Raw genomic sequence first — 24,511 nt, 5'->3', positions numbered from 1 at the left:
GACGTTCCCATTGAAGGTTTCTGGCCGAGATGGCGCGCACCATATGGAAACGGGTGGCGTTGAGTCTCAAAGGAAGGGAGGGGCGTCTCGGTCGTGCCATTGCCGCGTCCGGCCGGGCTGTTGACTCGTCAAAGGTGCTCGAAAACCGGTCGTCGGGGCGGGGCGCGCCGGGTTACCGTCCGGCGCATGATCGAAGAGCCGCCGGACACGCTGACCGACTCCCGCGAACTACTGCTCGCCTACCTCGACTACTACCGCGCCGCCCTGCTGCGGAAGCTGGACGGCCTGTCCGAGGACGACCTGCGCGCCAGCAGGGTCCCGTCCGGCTGGACACCGCTCGGCATGCTCAAACACCTGGCGTTCGTGGAGCACCGCTGGTTCCGCTGGGGCTTCGCCGCCGAGCAGGTGGACGACCTCTGGAGCGACCGGGACCCGGACACGCGCGTCTGGCACGTCCGTCCCGACGAGTCGCCGGACGAGATCAGGACCCTCTTCCTGGACGAGTGCGCCCGCACACGCGAGATCGTCGCCTCGGCCGACCTCCAGGACGTGGCGCGCACCGGCGGCGCCTTCACCCCGCCGGAACACCACCCGGCCCTGATCTGGATTCTGTTCCACGTCCTGCAGGAATACGCCCGCCACCTCGGCCAGCTCGACATCGTCCGCGAACAGACCGACGGCGTCACCGGCGAATAGCCCTTGGTCCAGGGGCCAGTGGAGTTTCCTGGTGATCAGTGGAGTTTCTTGGTGAGGAGTTCGAACTGGAGGTCGTCGCGTCTGGGGAGGCCGAAGCGGGCGTCGCCGTAGGGGAACGGGGACAGCTCGCCCGTGCGGACGTAGCCGCGCCGGACGTACCAGGCGATCAGCTCCTCGCGGGCGGTGATCACCGTCATGTGCATCTCCGCGGCGCCCCACTCGTCGCGGGCCAGGCGTTCGGCCTCGGTGAGCACCTGCTTGCCGAGGCCGCCGCCCTGCCTGCCGGGGTCCACGGCGAACGTGCCGAAGTAGGCGTGGCCGCCGCGGTTCTCCAGCTGGCAGCACGCGGCCAGGACGCCGTCCTGTTCGGCGACGAGCATGCGGCCGGACGTGCCGTTCACCATCGCGGCGACCATGTCGGCGTCCGTGCGCTGGCCGCCGAGGATGTCGGCCTCGGTCGTCCAGCCGGCGCGGCTGGCCTCGCCGCGGTAGGCGGACTCGATGAGGGCGACGAGATCCGGGACGTCGGCCGGCGTCGCCGTACGGAAGACGGGGTTCTCAGGCATCACAGAGCCAGACTCTAATGCCCGTTGTGTTGCGGTTTGTATTCTGGATGTTTAGTATCCAGGATTATGCGGATGAGCGAGGCCGTCGAGTGGGCGCTCCACAGCTGCGTCAACCTGACCTGGCTGGAGCCGGACGAGGCCGTCCCGGCGGCCCGGCTCGCGGAGTTCTACCGGCTGCCCGCGGCCTACCTGAACAAGCAGCTCCAGGCGCTGGCGCGGGCGGGCATCCTCACGTCCGCGCCCGGTCCGCGGGGCGGTTTCCGGCTCGCGCGGCGCCCCGAGGACATCACGCTGCTGGACGTGGTGACCGCGATCGAGGGGGCCGAGGACGCGTTCCGCTGCGAGGAGGTGCTCCGCCGGGCGCCCGGCGACCACGAGGGCGTCGACTACCGGAAGGGGTGCGTCATCTCGCAGTCCATGCGGCGGGCGGAGCTCGCCTGGCGCAGGGAGCTGGCCGGGCAGTCCATCGCCGACGTCAAGGCGACGGTGGAGAAGCGGTCTCCGGGGACGCCCGGCGCCACCCGCCACCGGTTCGCGAACCTGCGGACCTGATTCAGCCTCCTGGGTTTGGTCGTCTGCTCGGCCATTGATTCTGGATATTTCACGTCTGGGTTAAGGAGATTCCTGTGCAGGCACGGATGAACGTCGTCAAGGCCGGTGCGGCTGGCTACCAGGCCCTGCTGGCGCTGGAGTCGTACATCAACGGCAGCGGCGTCCCGCGCAGCACGCTGGACCTTGTCAGGTTGCGGGTCAGCCAGGTCAACGGCTGCGCGTACTGCGTGAACATGCACGCCCGCGACGCCAAGAAGGCCGGCGAGAGCGACGAGCGGATCTGGTCGGTGGCGGCCTGGCGCGAGGCGCCGTTCTACACCGACGAGGAGCGGGCCTCGCTGGCGCTGGCCGAGGCCGCGACGCGGATCGCCGACGATCCCGCCGGGGTGCCGGACGACGTCTGGGACGCGGCCGCCGACTACTACGACGAGGAGTCCCTCGCCGGCCTGGTCATGGCGATCGCCGCGATCAACGCCTGGAACCGGCTCAACGTGACCGTCCGTAACCCGGTCGCCGCCGCCCACTGAGAGCGGTGGTGACCCGCGTCAGCGGGCGGGGAGGACGCGGCCGGTCACCTCGCCGAAGCCGATGCGGGCGCCGGACGGGCCCGGGGCGGTGGCGGTGATCGAGACCTCGTCGCCATCCTCCAGGAAGGTGCGTGGTTCGCCGTTGACCTCGACCGGTTCCTTGCCGCCCCAGGTGAGTTCGATGAACGCGCCGCGCTGGTCCTTGGCGGGGCCGGAGACCGTCCCGGACGCGTACAGGTCGCCCGTGCGGGACGACGCGCCGTTCACCGTCAGGTGCGCGAGCATCTGCGCGGGCGACCAGTACATCTCCCGGTAGGGCGGACGGGACACGATCTGCCCGTTCCAGGAGATGGTCAGTTCGAGGTCCAGCCCCCAAGGGTTCTTCTCGCGCAGGTACGGGAGAGGCTCCGGGTCTTGGGGCGGGGTGGCGACGCGGGCCGATTCCAAGGCGAGGAGTGGGACGACCCAAGGCGAGATGGACGTCGCGAAGCTCTTCCCTAGGAACGGCCCCAGCGGCACGTACTCCCAGGCCTGGATGTCGCGTGCCGACCAGTCGTTGACGAGGACGACACCAAAGACGTGCTGGTCGAAGTCGTCCGCGCCGACGGGGGTGCCGATCGGTGAGCCGGTGCCGACGACGAAGCCGACCTCGGCCTCGATGTCCAGGCGGCGGCTCGCCCCGAAGGTGGGTGAGCCGTTGGACGGCGCCTTGCGCTGACCGCTGGGCCGGACGATGTCCGTCCCGGATGCGACGACCGTCCCGGCGCGGCCGTGGTAGCCGACCGGGAGGTGCTTCCAGTTCGGCATGAGCGGCGCGGAGTCGGGCCGGAAGAGCCGGCCGAGGTTGGACGCGTGGTGCTCGGACGCATAGAAGTCGACATAGTCGGCGACCTCGAACGGCAGGTGCATCGTCACCGACTCGGCAGGGTGGACGGCTGCGTCGTCCACGTCGCCTGAGACCAGGGTGCGGATCTGCTCGCGGACCTGCACCCAGCGCGCGTGGCCCTGCGCCATGAACGGGTTCAGGGACGGCGCGGCGAACACGTCGTCGACGAGCGTGAGGTCGACGACGTGTTCGCCCACGCGGACGCCCACACGCGGGGCCGTGCCCGGGGTGGAGAAGACGCCGTAGGGGAGGTTGGCGAGCCCGAAGAGTGAGCCTTCCGGTGTCGCGATCCGGGTCATCAGGTGGTCTCCTGGAGGACGGACGTGAGGAGCCCCAGGTCCGCGAGTTCGGTCAGCGGGTCGGTGATGCTGCACGTCCCGAAGGACAGGAAGCGGGCGCGGGCGGCGGCCGTCCGCTCCGCCCCGAGGCCCGCGACGCGGGACGCGATGGACGGCGCGTCCCGGTCGGCCAGGACGGCGGCCAGTTCCTCCACCGGGCGGCCTTCCGCGGCGGCGTCGGCGGCGAGCAGAAGGTTGAGGAATCCGTGCTGGTGGAAGCCGGTCTCCGGGTCGGTGTTGCGGACCGGGTGGTGCAGGCCCGCGGTCGCCTTGAACGGGACTCCGGCGTCCACCACCGCCTTGATCGCGGCGGCGAGTTCGTCCGGGCTCGGGTACAGGTGCGGCTTCACGCCGCCGGTGCGGAACTTCGCGCGGTGCCCGAGCGCGGCGACGGCGGCGATGATCGACGGGCGGCGCTCGTCCCGCGGCACCTCGACGTATACGGGGACGTCGACGGCGCCGAGCAGGCGGAAGAACTCGTCCGGCTCCATCCCGGCCGGGACGGGGACCTCAAGGCCGCGCAGGTCGACGGGCAGGTCGGCGGCCGCGGCCAGGGCCTTCGCGGCCTCGCACGGGCCGCCGGGCGCCGTGATCGACAGGTCCAGCGGCGGGCGCGCCGCGCCTCCGGTGTCGCGGAGCAGCGGGTCGAGGTCGTCGAGCGCGGTCGCCGGGAGGACGAGCGGGCCCACGAGTTCCGCGTAGGCGGAGGCGCGGTGGGCGCGGTGGGCCGGGACGGCGGCGTCGAGCGGTGCGAGGCCCGGCGGGAACACGGCCGCGTCGTCGCAGAGCCCGATGGCGAAGGCGGGGAAGGTCGTCACCGCTGCCTCGCCCACGTCCAGGCGTACGCGTCGTCTTCGCAGGCCAGGCCGCCCTCACCGAGTTCGAGCGGGTGGAAGGTGTCGACCATGACGGCGAGCTCGTCGAAGAACTCGGCGCCGATGCTGCGCTCGTACGCGCCCGGCTGCGGCCCGTGCGCCAGCCCGCCCGGGTGGACGGAGACGGACCCCTGCCCGATGCCGGAGCCCTTCCGCGCCTCGTAGTCGCCGCCGCAGTAGAACATGATCTCGTCGGAGTCGACGTTGGAGTGGTAGTAGGGCACCGGGATCGACAGCGGGTGGTAGTCCACCTTCCGCGGGACGAAGTTGCACACCACGAAGTTGTGGCCCTCGAACACCTGGTGGACGGGCGGCGGCTGGTGCACGCGCCCGGTGATCGGCTCGAAGTCGTGGACGCTGAACGTGAACGGGTACAGGCAGCCGTCCCAGCCGACGACGTCGAACGGGTGCCGCGCGTAGGTCATCCGGGTGCCGGTGATGCCGCGCGAGCCGCGGTGCTTGACGAGGACCTCGACGTTGGTCGCGTCCGACTGGAGCGGCTCGCCGGGCCCGTGCAGGTCGCGTTCGCAGTAGGGGGCGTTCTCCAGGAACTGCCCGTAACGCGACAGGTAGCGCTTCGGCGGTGCGATGTGGCCCCTGGCCTCGATGGCGTACGCGCGGAGCGGCTGGTCGCCGGTCGGCAGCCAGCGGTGGGTGGTGGACGTCGGGATGACGACGTAGTCGCCCTGCTTCGCGTCCAGCGAGCCGAAGATCGTCTCGACCGTGGCGGTGCCGGACTCGACGTAGACGATCTCGTCGCCGGTCGAGTTGCGGTACAGCGGCGAGTCGGCCGCGGCGACGACGTACGACAGCCGGACGTCGCCGTTGCCGAGGATCACCCGGCGTCCGGTGACGACGTCGGTCTCGGCCCACGTCTCCTTGGGGAACAGGTCGTGCAGCTTGAGATGGCGCGGTTTGAGCGGATGGTTGGGGGTCGTCACCGCGTCCGGGGTCTCCCAGACCTGCGAATCGACGATCGCGGACGGGATCTCCCGGTGGTACAGGAGGGACGAGTCCGACGAGAACCCCTCCTCGCCCATCAGTTCCTCGAAGTAGAGCCGCTCCTCGCCGTCCCTGTGCTGGGTGTGGCGTTTCGGCGGCACGTGGCCGACCCGGCGGTAGTGGGCCATGGTCCTCGCCTCCGATGATTAAGGTGTTAACTATTTTCTGCCGACACTACGACTCTTCTCCGATCGAGGGAAGGGTCTAACGCGGGACGCGCCCTCCGCGCCGGCCCCGCTGGTGTTTCCGCCGCTAGCTTCGCTCGCGGGCGTCGAAGTGCTCGCGGCCCGCGATGAGCTTGTCCAGCAGCATGATCAGCATCTGCTGCTCGGTCTCGGTGAGCACGTCCGCCCACTGCCGCTCACGCTCGTTCTGCAGGGTGAAGATCTCCAGCATGGCGCGGTGGCCGTCCTCGGTGAGCGACAGGATCACCGAACGGCCGTCGCGCTCGCCGGGCGTGCGGGCCAGCATCCCGTCGGCGACCAGTGTCTTCGCCAGGTTCGACACCGCGGCCCTGCTCATTCCGGCGAGTGTCGCGGCCCGTCCGGGCTCCAGCGGGCCCGCCAGCCAGGTGACGAACAGCAGCCGGAACGCCGCCCACGAGTGCCCGCGCGGCCGGTGCACGGTCGACTCCAGGTCGTAGGTGACGATCGCCGAGGCCCGGTTCAGCGTCAGCAGCAGCCGGGTCGCGAGCCGGTGCGGGAAGCCGAACTCGTCGGACAGCCGGTGCCCGGCGAGGTCGACGAACGACCAGAAGTCCAGGTGCCGCTCGCCGCCGTCCGCCCCCGGGGCCTCCTCGATGTGATTCATGGTTTGACTATTTAACCCGGTCCAAGCCCGGGTGTCAGCCGGAGTCCAAGCCCAGGTGTCAGCCGGAGTCCAAGCCCGGGTGTCAGCCGGAGATCATCGGGAATCTCCAGAGGAACCGTGCTGGGGAGGGACGATGGCGACGGTCGCCGACCAGTTCATCGAGGTGTTGCGGCAGGCCGGAGTCCGGCGGATCTACGGGGTGGTCGGCGACAGCCTCAACCCGGTCGTGGACGCCGTCCGCCGCACGGACGGCATCGACTGGGTGCACGTCCGCAACGAGGAGGCCGGGGCGTTCGCCGCCGCCGCGGAGGCCCAGACCACCGGACGGCTCGCCGTGTGCGCCGGGAGTTGCGGGCCTGGCAATACCCATCTCATCCAGGGCCTTTACGACGCGCACCGCTCGGGTGCGCCCGTTCTGGCGCTGGCGTCGCAGATTCCGAGCACGCAGGTCGGCAGCGGCTATTTCCAGGAAACGCATCCGGAACGGGTCTTCGTCGATTGCAGCCATTACTGCGAGGCGATCAGCACGCCCGCGCAGATGCCGCGCATCGTCCGGACGGCGATCCAGCACGCGGTCGGGCTGGGCGGCGTCGCCGTCCTCACCATGCCGGGCGACATCGCCAGCAAGGACGCCGTGAACCCGACCGGGGAGCACGATTTCCTCGTGCGGAAGGGGATCGTGCGGCCGCCGTCCGACCAGGTGGCGCAGCTCGCGGGCGCGCTTAACCGGGCGCGCAAGGTCATGCTTTTCTGCGGGGCCGGAGTCAAGGACGCCCACTCCGAAGTGATGCAACTCGCCCGCAAACTGCTCTCTCCCGTCGGGCACGCCCTGCGCGGCAAGGAATGGATTCAGTACGACAATCCGTTCGACGTGGGCATGAGCGGGTTGCTCGGTTACGGCGCCTGCTACGAGGCGATGCAGGAGGCAGACCTCGTTCTCCTCCTCGGCACCGACTTCCCCTACGACCCGTTCCTGCCGGGTAAGAACACCATTCAGGTCGACGACGACCCGTCCAAGCTGGGCCGCCGCACGCCACTGGACTTGGCCGTCCATGGGGACATAGGCGAAACGCTTCGGCTCGTCCTGGACAAGGTCGAGCAGAAGCGCGACCAGTCATACCTGGACGAGATGCTGCACCGCCACGCCCGCGCCTTGGAGAGCGTCGTCTCCGCCTACACGCGCGACATCGAGAAGCACATCCCGATCCACCCTGAATACGTCGCGAGCGTCCTGGACGACCTCGCCGCCGACGACGCGATATTCACCGTCGACACCGGTATGTGCAACGTCTGGGTGGCCCGCTACATCACGCCTAATGGACGCCGCCGCGTGATGGGGTCCTTCGTCCACGGATCCATGGCGAACGCACTCCCGCACGCGATCGGGGCTCAGTTCGGCGCGCCCGGACGGCAGGTCATCTCCGTCTCCGGCGACGGCGGCCTGGGCATGCTGCTCGGCGAACTCCTCACGGTCAGGCTGCACCGCGTCCCAGCGAAAATCATCGTGTTCAACAACGCCTCGCTGGGAATGGTGCGCCTGGAAATGCTGGTGGACGGCCTCCCGTCCTACGAGACCGACCACGAACCGGTCGATTACGCGGCGATCGCCGAAGCCATCGGCATCGAATCGGCGCGTGTGGAACGTCCGGCCGACGTCCGCACCGTAATGGAACGCGCACTGGCCGCGCCGGGCCCCTACCTCCTGGACGTCGTCACCGACCCGAACGCCCTCTCCATCCCGCCGCACATCACCCCGCAACAGGTGAGGGGTTTCGCGCTCGCGGCCGGAAAGACCGTTCTTACCGGCGGCGTGGGGAAAATGCTCGATCTGGCGCGCAGCAATCTCCGCAATATCCCGAGGCCCTGACCTTTGCCTCAATGGCATCGCTTGTAGGCCAGAGCGGCGAGAGTTTCCCAGATGAGGCGATGGGCGTTGTTGACCGTCAAGTCGGCGTGGTCGTACGGGGGGCAGACTTCGGTGACGTCAAGCGCCACCACATTGGTCTGCAACGCGACCTGCCGGACGGCCCGGAGCAGGTCGGCCGGGGCGAGACCGCCGGGCTCGGGCGTCCCGGTTCCGGGGGCGAAACCGGGGTCGAGCACGTCGATGTCGATCGAGAGGTAGATCCCGTCGGTGCCGTCGCACGCCTCGGTGATGACGTCGTCCATCACGGCCTTGATGCTGCGCTCCCAGATCTCCTGCATGGTGTGGTGCCGCATGCCCTGCTCGCGCATCCACGCCTGCACGTCGGCCGGGGGCCAGTAGCCGCGCAGGCCCACCTGCACGAAGTCCCGGCCCGCGATCGCGCCCGACTCGATCAGGCGGCGCATCGGCGTCCCGTGGCTGGCGAGATTGCCGCGCAGGACGTCCGCCGTGTCGGCGTGCGCATCGAAATGGACCATCCCGATGCGGCCGTGGCCGTGGTGGTCGGCGACCGCCGTCCCGCTCGGCCACGTCACCGAGTGGTCGCCCCCGATCACCACTGGGACGATCCCGCGGCTCACGACGTCCAGCACCCGCCGGTGGATCGCCGCGCGGGACGGCTCCCACATGCCGGGCGAGACGAGCGCGTCACCGTAGTCGACCACGGTGAGGTGGTCGAAGATCTCGACCTCCAGGTCGAGGTGGTAGCTGCCCGCGTCGTAGGCGTTCGCGCGCAGCGCCCTGGGGCCGAACCGGGCGCCGGGACGGTTGGTGGTGTTGTCGTCCCACGGTGCGCCGATCACGGCGACGTCGGGGCGCCACTCGTCCAGCTGTTCCGGCTCGGTCAGGTGGGGGCGCAGCCCGAACGTCGGCACGCCCATGTAGGACGAGGAGTCGAGCTGGGCCTGCGCGCCGGGAGGCAGAACCGGCCCGGCCGGGTGAACGGCGTCGTGTGTCATCCCGACAGTCCACGACGGCGGTGGCCTGCTGCCAATAAAGGTAGCTTGTGGCTAAATGGTCAGCTTCGTGCTCGGGGTCGAGGACCTCGCCGACGCCCGGTTCGCCGTCTCGCCCTTGCAGGAGGCCGTGCTCAGCCTGCGGGTGCTGCGCGACCCCGGCCTGTCCGCGTTGCACCTGCCGTGGCGCAGGTCGGTGCTCGGCCGGCTCGGCGACCTAGACACCACGTTGCTGATGTCGCTGATCGGACGCCGCCTCGCCCTCCCCGACTTCCTGACGCCGCCCCCGACGGTGTTCGCCCCCGCCTTCGAGGACGAACTGGCCGCGGCCCGCCGCAGCCGTCCCGACGTGGTGCGCCGCGACCTGATCGGCGTCCACGCACCGGGCCCGCTGCCTGCGGCGCTGCACGCGGCCACCGGCGATGACGCGTCGGCGGCCCGGCTCGCCGAAGCGCTCTGCGACCAGCTGCTCCGCTACTGGCGGGCCGCCGTCGAACCGGTCTGGCCGCAGATGCGGCTGGTGCTGGAGGCGGACATGACGTACCGCGCACGACGCCTGGCCATGGGCGGCGCACGCCTGCTCTTCTCCGACATGCACCCCAACCTGCGCTGGCAGGACGGAGTGCTCACCATCGACAAGACGATCGGCGAACACCGCGTCGCATCGTCCGGACGGGGTCTGTTGCTGATCCCGTCGGTATTCGCGCACCAACCGGCACCCCGGTCAGCCCGGACGAGCCGCCGCTACTCGCCTACCCCTGCCGCGCGGTGGCGACCCTATGGGCCCGACCACCCGCCCCCGACGCGACCGCTCTCGCCGCCCTGGTCGGCGAACCCAAGGCCAAACTCCTCCGCCTCTTGGAAGAGCCACTGGCAACGGTGGAACTAGCCCACCGCCTGAGGGTGACCCCAAGCGCCGTATCCCAGCACCTACGCGTCCTGCACGCGGCGGGCCTGATCACCAGCGCCCGCCAAGGACGCCGCGTCCTCTACCGCCGAACCCCCCTCGGCGACCAACTGACCGCCCCTCGTAGATAAGGCGGGTGAGGAATTGCTCGGCCTGGGCTCGCAGACGCCTGGTCAGGCCGGAGGGACGGCCTTGAGCGGACGGCGCAACGTCCACGCCTGCCGCGGCGCCCCGCGCAGGATGGACAACACCTGACGCGCCCGCGCCCGGCGGGTGGGCAACTCGCTGAGCAGGCTGTGCCATTCCTCGGCGTAACGACCCCGGTCCCTGACGGGCAGCAGCGCACACGCAACCGCCAACACCCGCCGCGTCAACACTCCCGGCGGCCGCGCCACACCGGCAACCGCGCGAGACTGGGGTTGATCACGGGCCAACAGCGTGAAAGCCCACTCGGCTTCCCGCAGGGCCCGCTCCGCCGCGTCCGCCGCCGCCCGCACCGCGTCCGCCGGGTACGCGGCTGCATGCACCGCGTTCGCGGCACGCAGCGCCGCTTTCGCCGCCGCAATCGCCGAGAGGTCCGCCGCCGTATTCGCCGCGTACGCCGTATTCGCTGCGTCCGCCGCCGCGTTCGCCGCCGCCCACACCGCGTGCGTTGTGTCCGCCGCGTTCGCCGCACGCGCCGCCGCTTTCGTCGCTTCCGCTGCACCTGATAACGCCTTCGCCGCGTCGGCTGCACGTGCTGCCGCGTTCACCACACCCGCTGTTGCGCGCGCTGCATTCACCGCGTCCATTGCCGCATTGACGGCGGGAAGTACGAGTGTGGCGAGGTAGGTGCATGCGGCCTGGAGCGCCTGTCCTTCGATGGACTGTTGTTGAGGCCATGTCCGGTCCGCCGCGCAGGATTCGCAGCGGGTTTCGCTGGGGCTGATCTCAACGCCGCAGAAGGGGCAGGCTCGGTAGTTGAAGGGTTTGGGGCGGCTCACGGGGTGGCTCCCGGGGCGTGCGGGCGGAGGGTTTCCCAAGGTTTGGGGGTGGTGGCGCGGTTGGCGTGGGCCTTGGCCAGGGCGAGCCGGGCGTTCTCGGCGCCCTCTTGGGTGAGCTGGTAGTAGCGGCGGCGCGGGCGGCCCAGGGCGTCGGCGTCGCGCTGCTCGGCGGGCTCTTCCCAGCGGGAGGTGATCCACCCCGCCTGTTCCAACCGCGTGATGATCGGATACACCGTCCCGGTCGGCAGCTCGGTGACCTGGACCATCTCCAGCCCGTACCACTCACGGCACGGCTCCAGCAGCGCCTGGCGCAGCACCATCTGGGTCTGCAACGTCATTCGCGGTCCCCGGCTCACTGCGGCCCCCTTCCCCGCGTCGCGGCCAGCAGCAGACCGGCCACGGCCGCCGCCACCCCGACCGGCCCCGCCACCTCCGGCATCAGCACCGCCAACACGGCGGCCAAGGTCGCGGCCACCCCGATCCCCAGCCACGCCAGCAACTCCCAGGCGATGAACACCCCGGATCGCCCCGATCCGTTCCGGCGACGCTCGAACTCTACATAGCCCATGGCTCGTACTCTACATACGCCGTTCCGTGATCGCCAACACCGTCATAGAAAGAGCCCCTGTCCACGTGGGGCAGGGGCTCGACAGGGCTGGCAGGGGGTCAGATCAGGTTGTGGTCACCGTTCTTGATCCGGTGTGTGAGTGTGCGCCATGTGGCGGCGTCGAGGGTGAGCTTGGGGCCGTTCGGGTCTTTGGAGTCCCGCACGCCGATGTTGCGTTGCAGCCTCGCAACTTCGACGCAGTTCGAGTCCTGCGCGGAAGTGCTACGGCTGGACTTGCGCCACTTCGTCATTGGTAGGTCACCATCGCTCTTTCGATCAGAGCAGGTTGTGGTCGCCGTTCTTGATGCGGTGTGTGAGTGTGCGCCACGTGGTGGCGTCGAGGGTCAGTTGGGGGCCGTTCGGGTCCTTGGAATCGCGGACGCCGATGTTTCCAGCGAGGTCCGCGACCTCCACGCAGTTGCCGCCGCTCGTGTTGCTGTGGCTGGACTTGCGCCACTGGGTCATTGGTAGGTCTCCATCGCTTGTTCGATCAATGCCCGCGACGGGCCGACGGGGGTAGCAAGATCGCTTATGCGGTCGTACTTTACTGCAAAGTACTGAACTTCCGCCGGGTCGAGCATGAGTCGGCCACGCATCGAAGCGTCGTCGAAGGCGATGTCCTTATCATCCACCGTCAGGAGGTGGAACGGGCCGTCGAGCCCGCAGTGCTCTTTGGCCTCGCGCTCCAGCACTCGCACGCTGACGTTGGGGAGGTCGGCGATTTCGAGGAGGCGGACGAGTTGTCCGCGCATCACCTCGGCGTTGCCCACGGGCTGGGCGAGCACGACCCAGTTGAGGATAACGGACATGTGCGGGATCTTCGGCTGGTCGAGGACCGCCGCCTGTCGGGTCAGTCGTTGCTCCAAGGCTCGTTCGGAGTCGTTGGTGAGTCCGACCCGTAGGGCGGCGCGTGCGTAGTCAGGAGTCTGGAACAACCCCGGTACGAGGACGGTCTCCCACATCCTGTGCCGCGTTGCCCGCGCCTGGTAGTCCGAGAGGTCCGTCATCCAGTCCCCGACGTCGATGGCGGTCGCGAAGCCCACGAGGCGCTCGAACAGACCGTTCGTGTGCCACAGCGCGTCGAGCTTCTTCGCGTAGGTGTCACCGAGCCTGCGGAGCCCGTTCTCCCACCTGGAAACTGTGGAACGATCAACCTCCAACCGGTCCGCGAGCTGATTTCCGGACATATGGTGCAGTTCGCGTTGCCTTCGCACCTCAACGGCTATGAGATGCCACAGTGAACGGTCCGGGTTGAGGTCGTCAATCATGATCGCGAATCCCTTCGAATGTTGCCGTTCATTCCGGAACGTAGCGAAGCTATCGCTCAGCGTCCACTCTTGTAGGCGGAAGGACGAAATCCGATTCCGCAAGGACGGTGATCAACATGGCCGCCATTCGCGCTGAGGGAAGCGCGCTCGACATTGCCCGCAACGCACCGCTCACGCATTTCGACGATCGGGCAATTGCCCGACTTCGCTCGGATTTCTCCGGGCATCGGATCTGGCGTGCGGTTCGGTCGGACGGGTTGCTGGGGGAGTGGGTGGCGAGCCTGCATGACCCGGCGGCGGGTGTCGATCCGACCGTCATGTGTCCGACGGCCGGGGAATTGCGCGCGGCGCTGGTCAAGGAGGCCGAGCGCGCCGAGCGCAGGCGTTAGAGGTTCCGGTGGCGCGCGGAGGGCCAGGGAGGCTCCGCGTTGGTCGCCGGTTGCGGGACCGCTGGTGGGGGTGGCCCGGCGGTCCCGGAGGGGGGAGGTGGAAGGCGGCGCGGTCGGTGCACATCCGTCCCCCGGGTGCACCGCCCGCGCCCCTTCCACCGACACCAGGACCCGAACACAAGTGAGGTGACCGATGAGCATCGACAAGGGACGGCATGCGGCGACCGTGGACGCGCTGCCGCGTAACGAGCGGCGCGCGTATCTGTCCGCGCTGGATGTGGGCGTGCGGGCGCACAGGGAGTTGGCGGGCGGGCTGGTCGAGCGGCGTGGTGTGAGCTGGGTGAGCGTCGTGCGGTACGGCGGCCCGCGCCGGAGGGTCGAGATCGGCTGCGACTTCCGCGACGGCGGGTGGTGGTTCTGCTGGGCGTCCGACGGCCGCGCCATCGCGCCCGCGTCCGACGTGACCGGAACCCTCGACAGGATCGCTAACGAGCTCGCGGCGGTCAGTCCGGGGATGTGATCATGCCGTCCGGGTTCGCGGTATTCGGAAATCGGTCCGGGTCCAGCGTCAGGCTTGTCCGCCTAGTCGAAGGGACGGGCCATTTCCGTGAGGGTTTCGTCGGCGGCCTCGGCCAGCGGACGGACGGGCAGCTCGTCGATCTCGGCGAGCGTGGTGATCCGGAGGGCGGTCAGGAAGGCGCCCGCGAGAACGCGGGGACGGACGCCGCCGGGCGGCAGGCCCTCGCGGGCGGCGATCAGGTCGGCGAAGTCGCGCTCGAACCCGGCGTAGTGGGCGAGCAACTGGGCCATGACGGACGGATGCTCGCACGCCAGACGAGCCTGCGTCGCGCATTGCGCGTCGTGGCCCTGCTCGGTGAGGGCTGCGCGGAGGGCGGTCCAGGTCGGTTCGTCGCGCGGGCGTGACTCGAAGGCTTCCAGGAGGGCGCGCATCCGCCGTTCGGCGCCGTAGAGGAGCGCCTCCTCCTTGCCGCCGAAGTAGTTGGAGAAGGTGCGGCGGGAGACGCCCGCGGCGTCGGCGATGGCCTCGACGGTGACGTCGTCCAGGCCGTGCTCGGCGGCCAGGCGCATCGCGGCGTCGTGCAGGGCGCGTCGCGTCGCCTCCTTCTTGCGCTCGCGGAGTCCGCCGGTCGTCGCCATGGTCGGACCAGGATACCCGGGCTTCAAATGCTGCCCGGCGGGAAAACTTGCCTCATCGTGTAATCTTGACAGTGCCAAGATTGAATTCGGATGGATGGAGAAGCGGATGACGGACGATCCCGGCCTGGCGCGGCGGATGTGGCACCAGCTCGAAGCCGTGCACGCCCTGTTCTGGTACTCGCCCGAAGTGTTCGCCGAAGCCGAGGCCCTCGGCTACAAGGTCGACGACCGCTGGCCGAGCTATTTCGCCTGGCGTGCCGCACCGCTCGGCCCGGCGGGGCCCGAGCGGGTCGCGTCCGCCTTCTACAGCTTCAGCCCGCGGATGGTCGCCGAGCACGTCCCCGCGGCCTGGACCGTCGCTGCGCCCGACCGCGTCGTCGAGGCGCGCACCCGCGCCGTCGACCGCATGTACCGGACGCTGCTCGGCGACGACGGCGTCCGCGCGCCCGGACTCGCCGAGGCCGCCGACCTGGCCCGCGCCGCCGCCGAGGCCGCGAGCACCGCCGGACGTCCGCTCACCGCCGCCAACACCGACCTGCCCTGGCCGGACGAGCCGCACCTCGTCCTCTGGCACGCCGTCGGCATCCTGCGCGAGCAGCGCGGCGACGGACACGTGGCCGCCCTGCTCACCGCCGGACTCGACCCGGTCGAGGCGCTCGTCTCGTTCGCCGCGGTCGGCGCCGCGTCCGTGGAGACGTTCGCGAGCCGCGGCTGGACGGGCGCCGAATGGTCCGCCGCCCGTGACCGCCTCGCGTCCCGCGGGCTCGTCCACGCGGACGGCACCGCCACCGACCAGGGTCGTGAGCTGCGCGACTCCGTCGAGCGGACCACCGACGACCTCGCCTACGGGCCGTGGCGGACGCTCGGCGCCGCGAAGTCCGAACGCCTGGCGGAGCTCACGATGCCGATCCTGGTCAAGGTCCTGGAGACCGGCCTGATGCCCGCCCAGAACACCCTCGGCATAGGCAAAATCCCGGCCCCGCCGCGCTGACGCGGGGGGCCGGGACTCCTCGGGTGCTCGCCCGGCGCTCGCTCGGATGGCCGATTCAGCCGCAGAAGGGCATCGCCACAGCCGCAGAAGGGCGTGGCCTCAGCGGCAGAAGGGCGTCGCCTCAGCCGCAGAAGGGCGTCGTCTCAGCCGCAGAAGGCCGCCTCGGCCGTCTTGCCGAGGTCCGCGCGGAACTTCTCGCCGCTCTCCAGCCCGGACGCGTTGTAGGTGATCACGGCCTGGCGGTGCCCGTTCGCGCTGGTGTACGTCCAGGTGCGGTAGCCGGGGAAGCCGCCGTCGTGGCCCCACGCGTACCCGCAGGAGAACTTGATCCGCGCGACGCCGAGGCCGTAGTCCTCCACGACGCCCGCGTCGTTCACCGGACGGACGGTCCGCAGCTCGCGCATCTGCTTGGCGGGCAGCAGCCGGCCCGTGAACAGGGCCCGGTGGAACCTCGCGACGTCGTCCACGATCGACACGATGCCTCCGGCGGTCCGGGCGCTGGACGGGCTGATCCGCGTGCTGACGTCCCCATATTCGGCGTAGTAGCCGTGCACGTACGGGCCGGGGAAGCTGGTGGAAGTGGTCGGGAAGTACGTGTGCCGGAGCCGCAGCGGCGAGAAGATCCGGCGCTGGAACTCGGTACCGGCCGTCCGCCCCGTCGCCTTCTCGATGATCATCCCGGCGAGGACGTAGTTGGTGTTGGAGTAGTTCCACCCCTGGCCTGGGGTGTACGCGGGCGGCTTCTCCATCGCGATCGCGACGAGTTCGGCGGGCGTCCAGACGCGGGCCGGGTCGCCCATGATCCGCGGGTCCTGGACGTACTCGTTCAGCCCGCTGGTCTGCGCCAGCAGCTGCCGGATGGTGATCTTCGAGCCGTCGTTGCCGTTGCCCTGGACGACGCCGGGCAGCCATTTCTCCACCGTGTCGTCCAGGGAGAGCCGGCGCTCGGCGTCCAGCTGCAGGACGACCGTCGAGGTGAACGACTTGGTCACGCTCGCGATCCGGAACAGCAGCCGGTGGTCCATCGGCGCGCCCGTCGCCTTGTCGGACACGCCCGCCGTCACATGCGAAACGCGGCCGCCGCGACGGGTCATCACCAGCACGCCGGGCGCGCCGTCGGCGACGAGCCGGTCCGCCGCTTCCTGCACCTTCTGGTCGAGCCCGCGCCCGCCATGCCCGCCATGCCCGCCGTGCCCGCCGTGCCTGCCATGCCCGCCGTGGGACGGTTCGGCGGCGGCGCTCGCGCTGGACGCACCGGCGGCGACGGTCGTGACCAGGGCCGTCCCGGCGATGACGGCGGTGACGGCGGAGAGCGCGGCTGCTGCGCGGGTGCGGGCCATGAGATTCCTCCTCGGAAGATCGTTCGCTGACGTGATCAACTCTTCCGGCAGCCCGGATCGGCGGCATTGGGCCCAGAACCCGAACCCAGGGTGTACCTGACAACACCCCACCGGGCCGTCCACACCTTTCTCTAGACTTCGCGTTGTGTCGTGGATCCCCGTGCTGTCCACTGTTCTCGGAGCCGTTATCGGTCTGGGTTCGGCGCTTGTCGGCGACCGCGTCCGCTGGCGGCGGGAGCAAAGCAGCCAATGGCTCGGCGTCCGGCGTGAGATCTATGTGGGCTATCTGAACGCGCTGCACGAGGCGAACCAGGCGATGCGAGCGGTCTCGCTCGGCGACTTTCCTCCCGACACGACCCGGGACCTCGCGGCAAGGGCGGCCTTTCGGAGTGCCGGGGTGAATCAGGCCCAGGAGCATCTGGTGCTCATCGCGTCCGAACAGGTCGTCCAGGCCGCGGTCAAGACCTCCGCGGCGCTCCGTAGGCTCCGCGACCGCATTTGCAAAGGCGAGGGCCAGACCTCCACCGAATACCAGTCCGAGTTCGAGGACTTCAGCGATCGGCTCCACGAGCTTCGGAACGCCATTCGCCAAGACCTCGGCGTGGGTGCTCTCCGCGAACAAGTCCCCATCTGAGGGGGCACGGGCCGCCCCTATCGGCGACCTGATCGGTGGATTTGGCCGGACTCGGCCTTGATCAGCCGGGTGTTGAGCCGGGCGATCCGCGGGCCGCTAGCCTCCATTACTTCCACTGATCACTGGGAAGGTTCGTCATGCCCGCCATCAGGTTGCCCTTCGTCCTGGCGATCGTGCTGGCCGTCACCGCGGCCACCGCTTGCGGAACGGTCGAGCCGGACGGCGGAGTCGAGCGCGCCTGGGCCGCGCCAACGACGCCGCCGGTTTCCGAGTCCCCGGCGACGCCGGCGGCGTCGCCGAAGCCGTTGCCGCGCGCCTACGACCCCAAGGCCGACGCGAACGCCGAGGTCAAGGCCGCGCTCGCGAAGGCGAAGCAGGACCGGCGGCCCGTGCTCCTCGATTTCGGCGCGCGGTGGTGCCCCGACTGCCTGTTGCTGGAGCACACCTTCCGCCGCCGCGCCGTGCGGCCCCTCCTCGACGGCTATCACGTCGTCTCCATCGATGTCGGCCGCTTCGATCGACGTCTCGGGCTGGCCAGGAAATACGGGTTGGAGCTTGCGGAGACCGGGATTCCCGCGCTGGTCGTCCTTTCTCCGGACGGCGAAGTGCGCACCGCCGGCAACCAGACCCTGTTCGCGACCGAAGACAGCGGGCTTGTGGTCAAGAACGTCGCCCCATTCCTCAGGCGCTGGCAGTGAAATGGGCCGTCCTCGTCCCCCTCGCTGCATTGGTGACCGGGTGCGGGTCGGGCCAGGACCCGGCGACCGCCCGGTTCACGGCGGGAGATGTGGACGTGTCCATCAACGCCACGGCGGAAATGGTGAAGGTGACCTTTCGTCCGACCCGGCGCGGCTTTCACATCTACAGCCTTGACCTTCCGGCCGGGGGTCTGGGAATCCCCACACGCGTGAACGTTCGTGCTGGTCTGAAGGCCGCTGGCGCACCCAGCGCGGACAAATCCGAGCGCCGGCTGGATCTGCCGTCGCTGAATACGAGGCTCCAGGTCTATCCCGACGGCCCGGTCACGATCTCGCTCCCCGTCCGCCGGACGAATGGCGCAGCGGAGGTCGTCGTCTCCTATGGCGCTTGCAGCCGCAACGTCTGCCTGGCCCCCGTAATCGACCGGACGACGACAATGACGCTCCCCACCTAGAACCGATCCGCGGGCGCGCTCTTTCAGTCTTCGGTGGGGAGTTCTTCGGTGTCGGCGTCGTCGTCGGTGTCCAGGACGGCGGCGGGGGACGGGTCGTCGTCGTGAACGGAGCGCCGGGTGGCCTGGTGGACCCGGACGGCCAGGATCGCGCGCGCGAACCGTGCCGCCAGCTCGCCGTCCATGACGTCCGGGACCTGGTCGACGCCGATCAGCGCGCCGGGCTGGACGGTCACCGCGGCCGACTCTCCCACCCGCACCCCGACCCCGCCGCCGTCGGACAGTTCCTCGACGGACGGCAGGTCCAGCGCCGCACGCAGGGTGTCCTGGAGAGCGCGGGCGGTGGTGGCGTCGCGGTCGATGCGGATCTCGGCGGCGTCCGCGCGCTGCTCGGCCCGCTCGGCGCGGATCTCCGCGGCGTCGGCCCGTTCCTCGGCGCGGTCGGCGCGCGTGGCCAGTTCGGTGGCGCGGGCCACGACGGAGTCGCGCTCGACGGACAGTCCCGCGATCTCGCCCTTCGCGGCGGCCAGCTCGGCCCGCAGCTGCCGTTCGGTCTCGCCCGCGGCCTCCAGCCTGTCGCGGGCCTCCGTCAGCTCGGCGCGGGCGGTCGCGAGCTCGGTGCGCGCGGTGGCCAGCGCGGTCTGCTCATTGGTCAGCCGCACGGCCAGGTCGTCGCGTTCCCGTTCGGCGTCGGCGCGCGCCTGATGCTCGGTGCCCCACAACGACTCGGCGCGCTTGCGGAGCCCATCGGCGTGCGCGGCCTCGTTGGCGGCGGTGGCGCGGGCCTGCTGCGAGGCGCCGGCCTCCTTCCACGCGTTGGCCTCGCTCTCCTGGGCGGCCGAGACGCTGGCCTGCGCCGCCGCGGTGACCTTGAGCAGCTCCTCCCGCGCGTCGGCGGCCTCCTTCAGCGCCGCCTCCGCGCGTTCCTCGGCCTGCCGGGTCCGGTCGTCGGCGTCGGCGGCCTCGGCGCGTGCGCCCTGCGCCTCGGCCAGCGCCTGCTCCGCGCTGTCGAGCGCGCCGCGCACCTCGCCGTCCAGCCGTTCGCCGAGCGTGGACGCGGCCGCGGCGAGCCGACCCACCAGGTCCGCGAGCCGTTCGACGTCCTGCCCGAACGCCCGGACCGGACCCGGATCGACCTCGGTCGTCGTGCCGCGCCCGACGGCCACCGGTTCCGCGATGCCGCCCACGCCGACCGGACCGCCCGCGCCCGCAGGGACCTCGGCCGGACCGCCCGCCGGACCGCCCGCAGGGACCTCGGCCGGACCGCCCGCCGGACCGCCCGCAGGGACCTCGGCCGGACGGTCGGCCGGTCCGTCGTCCGCCAGCCGGAGCGGCGCGGTCAGCACGCCGTCGTCCGGGACACCTTGATCTTCGCGCACGTGGGCATCCTAGTGAAATGCCCTGATATGCACCTCCCCCTTGCGAAGTGCGTCCATGGACCGGGCCACTCCTGGACGATCCGCCCCCGCGCCGGAAGCGCGCCCGGTGCCGCAATGTGAGGATCCGGCGACCCAGGGTAGGAGTGTGCGGGCGGCTTGATCGGACGGTCAGAACGACATCGCGCCAGGACAGGGCAGCGGTACGTGCGGGGGCGGGCAATGCCATTCCAGAGCAGGATGCACGTTCAGATCGTGCAGGGAAGAGCACGAGACCCCGCGGGCCTGCGCGACGCCGCCGACCACTGGCACCGGGAACTGGCCCCCGGCTCCCGGGGATGGCTCGGCACGACCGCCGGAGTCACCGACGACGGCGATTTCATCTGGCTGACACGCTTCAAGTCGTCCTGGGCCGCCCACCGCAACGAGAAACGGCGGGATCAGCGCGAATGGTGGGCGTCCACGTCGGAATTGATCGAGGGTGAGCCGACCGTCCACGAGAGTACGGACGTCGAGCTGTTCGGGGCGGGCGGGTCGGACGCGGCCGAGTTCGTCCAGCTGATCCAGACCCGCGTCCGCGACCGGGAGGCCCTGCGCCCGTTCTGGACGGACGAGGAGGGCAAGGCCATGGCCGAGGCCCGCCCGGACACCATCGGCGGCCTGTTCATCGTCCACCCGGACGGCGGCTGCACCATCGCGGTCTACTTCACCACCGAGGAGGACGCGCGCGACGGCGAGCGCAGGCCGATGCCGCCCGACCTCAAGGCATGGCGCGACGAGGAAATGACGCACTACGAGGGCGAAGCCACCTTCTACGACCTACACCGCCCCTGGCTGTTCTCCCCACCCTGACGACACTCGCGATCTGACGGTGCTCCCGTCCTGACGGTGCTCCCGTCCTGACGGTGCTCGCGGTCTGACGGTGGGGGTTAGGACCACTGGCCGGGTTGGTAGTCGCCTGCGGGCTGGCGGCTGATGACGTTCATGCGGTTGAAGGCGTTGATGCCGGCGATGAGGCAAACCAGCGCGGCGAGTTGTTCGTCGTCGTGGTGCTTGGCGGCGTTCGCCCAGACCTCGTCGGAGACGCCGCCGCCCGCGTCCGCGATGCGGGTGCCCTGCTCGGTGAGTTCCAGGGCCGCACGCTCGGCCTCGGTGAAGACCTTCGCCTCCCGCCAGCCCGCGATCAGGTTGAGCCGCACCTGGGTCTCGCCCGCGTGCAGGGCGTCCTTGGTGTGCATGTCGAGGCAGCCGGCGCAGCCGTTGATCTGGCTGGCGCGGATCATGCAGAGGAACTGGGTCTCGGCCGGCAAGGACGTCTCCGCCACGACCTTGGTCGCCGAGACGAGGCGCTTCACGAACTTCGCGGTGACGGTGTCGTCGTGGTAGCTCAACCGGGGTTCCATTTCTATCTCCTGCCGTTGACGCGGTTACGCGCAAGAGACGCTCCCGTCCGGCCGGTTGTGACAGCCGCAGCCGAGCGGCCGTGGCGCCGGGTCAGCGGCGGGTCTCCCGGGTGGCGGCGCCGTAGCGGAGGCCGTCGATGAGCAGGGCGATCATGCGCTGGGTGTGGCCGTCGTCGTCCTGGGCGGGCAGGGTCATGTTCGCGACGGCGCGCAGGAGGTCCTCGGGGTCGGCGTCGGGACGGATCTCGCCCGCCTCCGCCGCGGCGGCGAGCAGCGCGCCGAGGACGGGCTCGAAGCGCTGCTGGAAGTAGGAGGGCAGGCTGTCGTAGGCGGGGTCTCCCGAGTGCAGCGCGGCGCTGAGCCCGCGTTTCGTGGCGATGAATCCCGCGAAGCGCCGCAGCCACTGGGTGAGGGCTTCGACCGGTTCGTGGCGGTCCGCGAGGGCGGGGGCGGCGTCGGCGCAGGCGTCGACCTCGTGGCGGAAGACGGCGGCGATGAGGTCCGAGCGCTGCGGGAAGTGCCGGTAGAGGGTGCCGGCGCCGACGCCCGCCCTGGCGGTGATCTGCCGGACGGGGGCGTCCACGCCGGACGCGGTGAACACCTCGGCCGCCGCGGTGAGCAGCGCGTCGATGCTGCGCTGCGCGTCGGCGCGCACACGCCGATGGGGCTGGTCATCGCCCGCCGGTCGATCGTCCACAGAGCACTCCCGGGGTTGCTAACCGGAACGTTGTTCCGTATCGTCTAAGACGGAACGCCGTTCCGCTTACCTTCAGGGTAGCGGGCCGCGGCATGCGTCCGCCAACCGTCGAGGAGAGCCATGAGGTACCGCACGCTGGGCCGGACCGGCATCAAGGTCAGCCCCTACTGCCTGGGCGCGATGATGTTCGGCGCGGCCGGAAACCCCGACCACGACGACTCCGTCCGCATCGTCCACAAGGCGCTGGACGCGGGCGTCAACTTCGTCGACACCGCCGACGCCTACTCGCGCGGCGAGTCCGAGGAGATCGTCGGGAAGGCGCTCAAGGGACGGCGGGACGACGTCGTCCTCGCCACCAAGGCGCACCTTCCGATGGGCGACGACCCCAACCGGCGGGGCAATTCGCGGCGCTGGCTCGTCCGCGCGCTGGACGACTCGCTGCGCCGCCTGCAGACCGATCACGTCGATCTGTTCCAGGTCCACCGGCCCGCGCCCGACACCGACGTCGAGGAGACCCTTTCCGCCCTCAGCGACCTGGTGCGCGCGGGCAAGGTCAGGGCCATCGGCTGCTCCACCTTCCCGGCGTCGGACATCGTCGAAGCCCAGTGGGTCGCCGAGCGGCGCGGCCTGGAGCGCTTCCGCACCGAACAGCCGCCGTACTCGATCCTCGACCGCGGCATCGAACGCGAGGTGCTGCCCGTCTGCGAGCGCTACGGCATGGGCGCCCTGGTCTGGAGCCCGCTCGCGCAGGGCCTGCTCACCGGCCGCTACCGGAAGGGACAGCAGACCGACAGCCACCGGTCCGGATTCGGGTTCAAGCACCTCAGCGACGAGCGCCGCCTCGACGCCGTCGAACAGCTCATCACGCTCGCCGACGACGCCGGGATATCGCTGACGCACCTGGCGATGGCGTTCGCGATCACCCACCCCGGCGTCACGTCCGCGATCATCGGCCCACGCACGATGGAGCAGCTCGACGACCTCCTCGCGGGTGCCAAGACCACCCTGACCGACGAGATCCTCGACCGCATCGACGCCATCGTCCCGCCCGGCACGGACATCGGAAGGCTCGACGTGGCCTACAACCCGCCCCCCATCGAAAACCCCCGCCTACGCCGCCGCCACCCCGAAACCCGCCCCGCCACCTGACCCCCTGATCGGCCCGGCCCTGATCGGCCTGATCGGCCCGGCCATGGACCCCCTCACCCGCCGACCGGAGCCCCCGGCGAATCAACCCAGACGCTTTGAGCATTCGGGGTGACGGTGAGCCCGAATCGGTCCCGCCCTGGGCTGCCCCGACCCACCCACCGGAAATAGGCGTCGGTCGCCTCTTCCCACAGGTTCCGATTACCTGAGGTGCGCACCTGATAGGCGAGTTGACCTGGGCGATAGGTCGCGGTCGCCCACGCTTGCGGCGTCCACAGGCGCATCACGTAGGCGTCGCCCTCGTGAATTCCCCGGGCGTTCACACCCGGCAGGAAAGCGCCCATGAGGAGATCCGCGCCTGCGGGCGCGTACCCGATCGTCCGGGGATCGATCGCTGTGGTGGACTCGGCTCCTTCATCGTCGTCCGGCGCGGGCCAGGGCGAATGGCGGTGCGAACGCATCATCATGTACGAGGCGTATCCGGTGAATTTGCCGATCGCCGACCCGTCGGGCATGACCACCAAGCGCAATTCATGGCTGGACGCGAATCCCGGCGCATACGGCGTCACGATCACGCCGCCGGGGCGCGTCTGCCGCACCCACGCGTAAGGGACATGTGAAACACCGCAGGTGGCATGCACGCGATCGAAAGGCCGTCCCTCGGCCCAACCCTCCGCGCCGTCGCCGACGATCAGCCGGGGAGAGAACCCCGCTTTCTTGAGGTTCTCGGCGGCGAGCGCGGAGACGGCCGGATCGATCTCCACACTCGTCACATTCTCCGGCCCCGCGATGCGTGTCAGGAGCGCGGCCGTCCATCCGGTGCCGGTCCCGACGTCCAAGACGCGGTGACCGGCTTCGGCGTCCAGCAACTCCAGCAGGGACACGACGGTGCTCGGCGCCGAACACGAGGAGGTGAACCGGCCGTCCCCGGCGACGATGGCCGTCCGCCCGTCGTCGAGCTGCGTGATGATCGCATCGTCGCCGTATGCCAGATCGAGCCATCGGTCAGGGGCGGTGTCCCTGTCGACCCGGTCGCCTTCACCGGTCCAGGCGACGGACGGGACGAAGCCATGGCGGGGAACGTCATACAACGCCGTCCTAACCCGGCCCTGGGTCAGCCACCCAGCGGATGTCAACCGCGCAACCATCGCCTCCAGGCGCCGCCCGACATCCTCCATACGCGCTACTTTCCTCGCTTGCCGTCGCCCTTGTCATCCTTGTTCGGCGGAGGAATCGGCTTGTCGGGCTTGTGCCCGTTCTTCTCCGCCGGATCTTCGTGCTGGCCCACCCGCGCTCCTTCTCAGCCATCGTCCAACTTCATGCAAACAGT

32 protein-coding genes are annotated in these 24,511 nt (G+C 70.1%); 14 read left to right on the top strand and 18 right to left on the bottom strand.

Annotation, left to right across the window (positions count from 1 at the left end):
* Positions 1-186 precede the first annotated feature (186 nt).
* Entirely contained in the window at positions 187-696 is a 510-nt protein-coding gene (locus tag ACH34T_RS18635; RefSeq protein WP_395993417.1) for a DinB family protein, read from the top strand.
* Positions 697-731: 35 nt separating this feature from the next.
* Here ACH34T_RS18635 and ACH34T_RS18630 read toward each other — a convergent pair whose 3' ends face one another.
* Positions 732-1,262: a GNAT family N-acetyltransferase gene (locus ACH34T_RS18630; protein ID WP_395993416.1), complete on the bottom strand. Its 531-nt coding sequence runs from the start codon at positions 1,260-1,262 to the stop codon at positions 732-734.
* Positions 1,263-1,334: 72 nt separating this feature from the next.
* Between ACH34T_RS18630 and ACH34T_RS18625 the strand changes: the two genes are divergently transcribed.
* Both ACH34T_RS18625 and ACH34T_RS18620 read left to right on the top strand, forming a co-directional pair.
* Entirely contained in the window at positions 1,335-1,814 is a 480-nt protein-coding gene (locus tag ACH34T_RS18625; protein ID WP_395993415.1) for an RrF2 family transcriptional regulator, read from the top strand.
* A gap of 74 nt (positions 1,815-1,888) precedes the next feature.
* On the top strand, positions 1,889-2,341 hold the full coding sequence (locus tag ACH34T_RS18620) for a carboxymuconolactone decarboxylase family protein (RefSeq protein ID WP_395993414.1): 453 nt from the start codon (positions 1,889-1,891) through the stop codon (positions 2,339-2,341).
* An 18-nt stretch (positions 2,342-2,359) separates the two neighbouring features.
* Here the strand turns inward: ACH34T_RS18620 and fahA are convergent, their stop codons facing one another.
* The 4 genes from fahA to ACH34T_RS18600 form a co-directional block, all read right to left on the bottom strand.
* Positions 2,360-3,526: a fumarylacetoacetase gene (fahA, locus tag ACH34T_RS18615; protein WP_395993413.1), complete on the bottom strand. Its 1,167-nt coding sequence runs from the start codon at positions 3,524-3,526 to the stop codon at positions 2,360-2,362.
* Complete coding sequence (locus ACH34T_RS18610; RefSeq protein WP_395993412.1) at positions 3,526-4,383, bottom strand: hypothetical protein; 858 nt, start codon at positions 4,381-4,383, stop codon at positions 3,526-3,528. Before ACH34T_RS18610 ends, fahA begins: the two co-directional genes overlap by 1 nt.
* A complete protein-coding gene (locus ACH34T_RS18605; protein WP_395993411.1) occupies positions 4,380-5,570 on the bottom strand; it encodes a homogentisate 1,2-dioxygenase in 1,191 nt (396 codons plus the stop codon). Before ACH34T_RS18605 ends, ACH34T_RS18610 begins: the two co-directional genes overlap by 4 nt.
* Positions 5,571-5,694: 124 nt before the next feature.
* Positions 5,695-6,252, bottom strand: a complete 558-nt coding sequence (locus tag ACH34T_RS18600) for a MarR family winged helix-turn-helix transcriptional regulator (protein ID WP_395993409.1) — start codon at positions 6,250-6,252, stop codon at positions 5,695-5,697.
* 133 nt (positions 6,253-6,385) lie between these two features.
* Here ACH34T_RS18600 and ACH34T_RS18595 point away from each other — a divergent pair, with 133 nt between their 5' ends.
* A complete protein-coding gene (locus ACH34T_RS18595) occupies positions 6,386-8,119 on the top strand; it encodes a pyruvate dehydrogenase (protein WP_395993408.1) in 1,734 nt (577 codons plus the stop codon).
* A gap of 8 nt (positions 8,120-8,127) precedes the next feature.
* Here ACH34T_RS18595 and speB read toward each other — a convergent pair whose 3' ends face one another.
* Positions 8,128-9,135: an agmatinase gene (gene speB / locus ACH34T_RS18590; protein ID WP_395993407.1), complete on the bottom strand. Its 1,008-nt coding sequence runs from the start codon at positions 9,133-9,135 to the stop codon at positions 8,128-8,130.
* Positions 9,136-9,190: 55 nt separating this feature from the next.
* On the opposite strand from speB, the gene ACH34T_RS18585 reads away from it, so the two are divergent.
* Together ACH34T_RS18585 and ACH34T_RS18580 are read left to right on the top strand one after the other, a co-directional pair.
* Positions 9,191-10,021 carry a transcriptional regulator gene (locus ACH34T_RS18585; RefSeq protein ID WP_395993406.1) on the top strand — a complete coding sequence of 277 codons (831 nt, stop codon included), beginning with the start codon at positions 9,191-9,193 and terminating at the stop codon, positions 10,019-10,021.
* Positions 10,012-10,170, top strand: coding sequence for an ArsR/SmtB family transcription factor (locus tag ACH34T_RS18580; protein WP_395993405.1), 159 nt, complete (start codon positions 10,012-10,014; stop codon positions 10,168-10,170). The genes ACH34T_RS18585 and ACH34T_RS18580 overlap by 10 nt, the downstream gene beginning before the upstream one ends.
* A gap of 42 nt (positions 10,171-10,212) precedes the next feature.
* Here the strand turns inward: ACH34T_RS18580 and ACH34T_RS18575 are convergent, their stop codons facing one another.
* The 6 genes from ACH34T_RS18575 to ACH34T_RS18550 all read right to left on the bottom strand — a co-directional run bounded on the left by ACH34T_RS18575 (position 10,213) and on the right by ACH34T_RS18550 (position 12,897).
* Positions 10,213-11,022 (bottom strand): hypothetical protein, encoded by an 810-nt coding sequence (locus ACH34T_RS18575; protein ID WP_395993404.1) that lies wholly within the window; start codon positions 11,020-11,022, stop codon positions 10,213-10,215.
* Entirely contained in the window at positions 11,019-11,360 is a 342-nt protein-coding gene (locus ACH34T_RS18570) for a PadR family transcriptional regulator (protein ID WP_395993403.1), read from the bottom strand. Before ACH34T_RS18570 ends, ACH34T_RS18575 begins: the two co-directional genes overlap by 4 nt.
* 14 nt (positions 11,361-11,374) lie before the next feature.
* A complete protein-coding gene (locus ACH34T_RS18565) occupies positions 11,375-11,590 on the bottom strand; it encodes a hypothetical protein (RefSeq protein WP_395993402.1) in 216 nt (71 codons plus the stop codon).
* Between the two features lie 98 nt (positions 11,591-11,688).
* Positions 11,689-11,880, bottom strand: coding sequence for a DUF397 domain-containing protein (locus ACH34T_RS18560; RefSeq protein WP_395993401.1), 192 nt, complete (start codon positions 11,878-11,880; stop codon positions 11,689-11,691).
* A gap of 25 nt (positions 11,881-11,905) precedes the next feature.
* The gene (locus ACH34T_RS18555; RefSeq protein ID WP_395993400.1) at positions 11,906-12,094 is read right to left on the bottom strand and encodes a DUF397 domain-containing protein; all 189 of its coding nucleotides are present in this window, start codon (positions 12,092-12,094) and stop codon (positions 11,906-11,908) included.
* Positions 12,091-12,897, bottom strand: a complete 807-nt coding sequence (locus tag ACH34T_RS18550) for a helix-turn-helix domain-containing protein (RefSeq protein ID WP_395993399.1) — start codon at positions 12,895-12,897, stop codon at positions 12,091-12,093. The genes ACH34T_RS18555 and ACH34T_RS18550 overlap by 4 nt, the downstream gene beginning before the upstream one ends.
* A 107-nt stretch (positions 12,898-13,004) precedes the next feature.
* On the opposite strand from ACH34T_RS18550, the gene ACH34T_RS18545 reads away from it, so the two are divergent.
* Entirely contained in the window at positions 13,005-13,286 is a 282-nt protein-coding gene (locus tag ACH34T_RS18545; RefSeq protein ID WP_395993398.1) for a hypothetical protein, read from the top strand.
* Between the two features lie 193 nt (positions 13,287-13,479).
* Positions 13,480-13,806, top strand: coding sequence for a hypothetical protein (locus ACH34T_RS18540; protein ID WP_395993397.1), 327 nt, complete (start codon positions 13,480-13,482; stop codon positions 13,804-13,806).
* A gap of 62 nt (positions 13,807-13,868) precedes the next feature.
* Here ACH34T_RS18540 and ACH34T_RS18535 read toward each other — a convergent pair whose 3' ends face one another.
* Positions 13,869-14,444: a TetR/AcrR family transcriptional regulator gene (locus ACH34T_RS18535; protein WP_395993396.1), complete on the bottom strand. Its 576-nt coding sequence runs from the start codon at positions 14,442-14,444 to the stop codon at positions 13,869-13,871.
* 106 nt (positions 14,445-14,550) lie between these two features.
* Between ACH34T_RS18535 and ACH34T_RS18530 the strand changes: the two genes are divergently transcribed.
* Positions 14,551-15,435 (top strand): hypothetical protein, encoded by an 885-nt coding sequence (locus tag ACH34T_RS18530; RefSeq protein ID WP_395993395.1) that lies wholly within the window; start codon positions 14,551-14,553, stop codon positions 15,433-15,435.
* Positions 15,436-15,578: 143 nt separating this feature from the next.
* On the opposite strand, the gene ACH34T_RS18525 is transcribed toward ACH34T_RS18530, so the two are convergent.
* Positions 15,579-16,775 carry a serine hydrolase domain-containing protein gene (locus ACH34T_RS18525; protein ID WP_395993394.1) on the bottom strand — a complete coding sequence of 399 codons (1,197 nt, stop codon included), beginning with the start codon at positions 16,773-16,775 and terminating at the stop codon, positions 15,579-15,581.
* A gap of 145 nt (positions 16,776-16,920) precedes the next feature.
* Here ACH34T_RS18525 and ACH34T_RS18520 point away from each other — a divergent pair, with 145 nt between their 5' ends.
* From ACH34T_RS18520 to ACH34T_RS18510, 3 genes are all read left to right on the top strand, one after another.
* Complete coding sequence (locus ACH34T_RS18520) at positions 16,921-17,409, top strand: hypothetical protein (RefSeq protein WP_395993393.1); 489 nt, start codon at positions 16,921-16,923, stop codon at positions 17,407-17,409.
* A 137-nt stretch (positions 17,410-17,546) separates the two neighbouring features.
* The gene (locus tag ACH34T_RS18515) at positions 17,547-18,107 is read left to right on the top strand and encodes a thioredoxin family protein (protein WP_395993392.1); all 561 of its coding nucleotides are present in this window, start codon (positions 17,547-17,549) and stop codon (positions 18,105-18,107) included.
* Between the two features lie 95 nt (positions 18,108-18,202).
* On the top strand, positions 18,203-18,562 hold the full coding sequence (locus ACH34T_RS18510; RefSeq protein ID WP_395993391.1) for a hypothetical protein: 360 nt from the start codon (positions 18,203-18,205) through the stop codon (positions 18,560-18,562).
* A gap of 23 nt (positions 18,563-18,585) precedes the next feature.
* Here ACH34T_RS18510 and ACH34T_RS18505 read toward each other — a convergent pair whose 3' ends face one another.
* The gene (locus ACH34T_RS18505) at positions 18,586-19,938 is read right to left on the bottom strand and encodes a hypothetical protein (protein ID WP_395993390.1); all 1,353 of its coding nucleotides are present in this window, start codon (positions 19,936-19,938) and stop codon (positions 18,586-18,588) included.
* 237 nt (positions 19,939-20,175) lie between these two features.
* On the opposite strand from ACH34T_RS18505, the gene ACH34T_RS18500 reads away from it, so the two are divergent.
* On the top strand, positions 20,176-20,787 hold the full coding sequence (locus ACH34T_RS18500) for a hypothetical protein (protein WP_395993389.1): 612 nt from the start codon (positions 20,176-20,178) through the stop codon (positions 20,785-20,787).
* A 77-nt stretch (positions 20,788-20,864) separates the two neighbouring features.
* Here ACH34T_RS18500 and ACH34T_RS18495 read toward each other — a convergent pair whose 3' ends face one another.
* On the bottom strand, positions 20,865-21,338 hold the full coding sequence (locus ACH34T_RS18495; protein WP_395993388.1) for a carboxymuconolactone decarboxylase family protein: 474 nt from the start codon (positions 21,336-21,338) through the stop codon (positions 20,865-20,867).
* Between the two features lie 91 nt (positions 21,339-21,429).
* Positions 21,430-22,035 (bottom strand): TetR/AcrR family transcriptional regulator, encoded by a 606-nt coding sequence (locus ACH34T_RS18490; protein WP_395993387.1) that lies wholly within the window; start codon positions 22,033-22,035, stop codon positions 21,430-21,432.
* A 120-nt stretch (positions 22,036-22,155) separates the two neighbouring features.
* Here ACH34T_RS18490 and ACH34T_RS18485 point away from each other — a divergent pair, with 120 nt between their 5' ends.
* A complete protein-coding gene (locus ACH34T_RS18485) occupies positions 22,156-23,184 on the top strand; it encodes an aldo/keto reductase (RefSeq protein ID WP_395993386.1) in 1,029 nt (342 codons plus the stop codon).
* Positions 23,185-23,237: 53 nt separating this feature from the next.
* Here ACH34T_RS18485 and ACH34T_RS18480 read toward each other — a convergent pair whose 3' ends face one another.
* Positions 23,238-24,359, bottom strand: coding sequence for a methyltransferase domain-containing protein (locus ACH34T_RS18480; RefSeq protein WP_395993385.1), 1,122 nt, complete (start codon positions 24,357-24,359; stop codon positions 23,238-23,240).
* Positions 24,360-24,511: the final 152 nt, after the last annotated feature.

Origin of the sequence: Actinomadura sp. 9N215, assembly GCF_044326345.1 — a bacterium.
Lineage (GTDB): Bacteria > Actinomycetota > Actinomycetes > Streptosporangiales > Streptosporangiaceae > Spirillospora.
The sequence above is the reverse complement of the archived record's forward strand: the minus strand, read 5'-3'. Positions and strand labels throughout refer to the sequence as shown.